At 40.6% G+C, this 3,506-nt stretch carries 4 protein-coding genes; 2 read left to right on the plus strand and 2 right to left on the minus strand.

All coding sequences use genetic code 11. The features are described 5' to 3' along the window. On the minus strand, window positions 1–1,828 hold a 1,828-nt coding region (locus ACH2DQ_RS13595; RefSeq protein WP_395027089.1), incomplete at its 3' end, for an ATP-dependent helicase. A 190-nt stretch (window positions 1,829–2,018) separates the two neighbouring features. Then, the gene (locus tag ACH2DQ_RS13600) at window positions 2,019–2,249 is read right to left on the minus strand and encodes a hypothetical protein (RefSeq protein WP_394913418.1); all 231 of its coding nucleotides are present in this window, start codon (window positions 2,247–2,249) and stop codon (window positions 2,019–2,021) included. A gap of 294 nt (window positions 2,250–2,543) precedes the next feature. Between ACH2DQ_RS13600 and ACH2DQ_RS13605 the strand changes: the two genes are divergently transcribed. Both ACH2DQ_RS13605 and ACH2DQ_RS13610 read left to right on the plus strand, forming a co-directional pair. Continuing rightward, on the plus strand, window positions 2,544–3,206 hold the full coding sequence (locus ACH2DQ_RS13605; protein WP_394913417.1) for a hypothetical protein: 663 nt from the start codon (window positions 2,544–2,546) through the stop codon (window positions 3,204–3,206). 118 nt (window positions 3,207–3,324) lie between these two features. After that, window positions 3,325–3,506 (plus strand): DUF1836 domain-containing protein (locus ACH2DQ_RS13610; RefSeq protein WP_395027091.1); only part of this gene is annotated, 182 nt, incomplete at its 3' end.

A 3,506-nucleotide genomic window follows, 5' to 3' on the forward strand; every position in this document is an offset into this window, starting at 1 on the left:
GGGTCAGGCGCTGTTTTGCTCTTGTTATTCCCACGTAACACAGGCGGCGTTCTTCTTCGATCTCAAGAGGATCATCAGAAGTTATCGTCATATAACTTGGGAATATACCGTCTTCCATGCCAGCCAGATATACATTTGGAAACTCCAGTCCTTTGGCACTATGCAGGGTCATCAGAACCACATGGTTGCTGTCTTCTTCCAGGCTGTCGATATCTGCTACCAGTGCTACTTCTTCCAGGAATCCACTCAGTGTGGGCTCTTCTGCATCACTTTCGTAGGATACGACTTTGGTGATCAATTCATCGATATTCTCGATTCTGGCTCTCGCCTCATCGGTGTCTTCCGCTTCCAGTTCTTTTACATAACCGGTTTCGTCGATGATTGATGTAAGGATTTCCTGAACTGACAGATAATCCTGTTTACTGCGCAGTGTCTGGATGAAAGTTACAAATGGTTTTATTTTTACCGCACTTCTTCCCAGGGTTGCGATGCTCTCAGCATCTTTTAACGCATCGTAGAAGCTCATATCATACTCATCTGCATATTCCTGCACTTTTCCCAGAGAAGTGGCTCCTATGCCCCTTTTTGGAACGTTGATGATTCGTTTAACCGCCAGGTCGTCCATGGCGTTGTCTACCGTCTTTAAATAAGCCAGAAGGTCTTTTATTTCTTTTCTGGCGTAGAAGTTTACGCCCCCGATGATTTTATAAGGAATATTTGCCATCAGGAATTTTTCTTCGAACATACGGGACTGGGCATTCGTTCGATAGAGAATGGCGCAATCCTTATATTCATAATTGCCTTCTCGTATATTTTGCGCAATATCTCCAACAATATACTCTGCTTCGTCAAAAGCTGTTAAAAATTGACGAAAATGAATTAAATCGCCCTCTTCATTATCGGTCCAGAGTGTCTTTTCTTTTCTGCCCACGTTGTTTCGGATCACATCATTGGCTGCATTTAAGATATTCTGCGTGGAACGGTAATTCTGCTCCAGCTTAATTGTTCTTGCATCGGCGAACATTTTTTCAAAATTTAAAATATTTCCGATATTGGCACCCCTGAATTTATAAATGGACTGATCGTCATCACCTACCACACAAAGGTTTTGATATTTCTCTGCAAACAGACTTACCAGTTTAAACTGTGCGGTATTGGTATCCTGGTATTCATCCACCATGATATATTTGAATCTTTCCTGATAGTAGTCCAGTACGTCCGGGCAATTCTGGAATAACTCTACTGTTTTTACAATCAAATCATCAAAATCCAGTGCATTGTTGCTGCGCAGCTGCTTCTGGTATTCTTTATATGCCTGGGCAATTTTCTGCTTCCCAAAGTCTCCAGCCGCATTCAGTTCATAAGCCTGCGGGCTTACCAGTTCATCTTTTGCAGAAGAGATTGCACCCAGCAGTGCTTTTTCTTTATATACTTTCGTATCAATCTGCAGGCGCTTGCACACATCTTTCATCAGTGTTTTCTGATCATCGCTGTCATAAATAGTAAAACTATTGGAATAACCCAGCCGATCTATGTAACGTCTTAAAATCCTCACACAGGTAGAGTGGAATGTGGATACCCAGATGCTTTCCGATCCGAATCCCACCAGGCTGTCTACACGCTCCCGCATCTCTCCTGCCGCTTTATTGGTAAAGGTAATTGCCATGATATTCCACGGGTTTACCCCTTTTTCCTCAATCAGATATGCAATGCGGTGTGTCAGTACACGGGTCTTGCCGGAACCTGCCCCAGCAAGAAGCAATAACGGGCCTTCCGTATAAAATACCGCCGATTTCTGCATGTCATTCAATGTATCGTATATGCTCATTGTAATACCACCTAACTTTTAGTCTCGGGTTTTATTATATAATAAAATGCGCCTTCTGTCATCAAGAATCCACATTTTTCATCTTATTTTAAGATTATTCGCCACTCTGCCTGCCCTGAAGATTTTATTGGCACCTATGCGTTCCTGTTTGCTGAGTATAAGATCGCCAGAATCTATTTTCTAATGGGCACTATTCTTCAAAAGCTGCTGTGACGATATAGCCCCGCGGAGTATTTTCAATTTTTTTAATAATTCCTTTTCTGGCCTTTATTCTTCTGCTGGAGGGAAAGCATCCCGACATGGCAACTGCCGGTTCAATGATATAGCTGTAATTCATGGAGGTGTTGATTTCAACAATCTCTACTTCCTGCCCTTCTTCCACAAGGCCCGGTCTTTCCATCTTAAACTGTTCTTCTCTCATTAATTTTCATTCCTTTCCATGGATATACCTCTAATATCTTAGTACATTCCTCCATATTTTGCAACCCTGCAATCTCTCAGCTATCATTCTCAACCTATCATCTATCATCTTTCATCTGAATCAACGCCTTTCTCCATCCCCCTTATCGTACAGTTCATAGAGGAATACCGCATATGACTGCAATATCTCAATCACAAAACGCTTTACCTTAAGCTGCATCGGTTGAACGGTTTCCAAAACAGTGCTACACTCATCCCATGACCGCTGCAGATCAAAACGAAAGGAGCTGATTTTATGAAACGGCGATACCTCATTTATAACATCCTCATGTGCCTGCCTGTGATTCTGACCCTGATCAGCATGCTTTTTCTTCCTGACAGAATCACCACTACTGCTCAATTATCTGGTACGGGAATGGACGTTATCGGAAGTAAATATGAACTGCTGATTTTCCCTGTTTTTACATTAGCACTCTGTGCATTTGTAAAGGTTATTCTAAAATCAAAGAATGCATATGCTGCCGGAATCATTCTGGTTGTTATTTTTAATCTCATCACAATCATTACTTTAGCAGGAACATTTTACATCGAAACTGATATGCCTGCATTTTTGAAAAGTGGAATAAACTTTAAGCCTGCACTTGCCGTGGTTTCCTGGGTTTTTGGATTCTTTATTTTTGTCAGCGGAATATCCATGTGCTTTGCTAAAAAGCCGGTTGGCATCTATTCTGTAATGAAAGCCCCGGAATCTGACAAAATTTCGGATATCAAAAAATATAATCGCGCTGTAGGGTTTCTTTTTATGGGTTATTCCCTGTGCTTTATTGCCAGTGGATTTGTTGGACTTACCGATCAGACTTTGTGTACGGTCTGCCTTACTTTAAGCGGCATGCCGGGGTGTATCATTGTTATGATCATCTACGAATGTGTCATTGCTAAAAAATATGTTTTAAGGTAAATATTACAGTTATGTTTTCCCCTCATATTGCAGATAGTATTAAGAAATATTACAAACTACAATAAAAACATTTACAAATAGTAATGAAAACTATATAATGTAATAAGAGGTGAACAAGATGACAATAGATACAGATGATATGATAAACAGCATAATGCGCAGCTTATCCAGAATTGATTATATCAAACCTGCAGATATTCCAAATATTGACCTATACATGGACCAGGTAACTACATTTATGGATTCGCACTTAGCCCATTCGAAACGAAATTCAGATGATAAAATTTTGACAAAGACCAT

This window comes from Robinsoniella sp. (assembly GCF_034124845.1).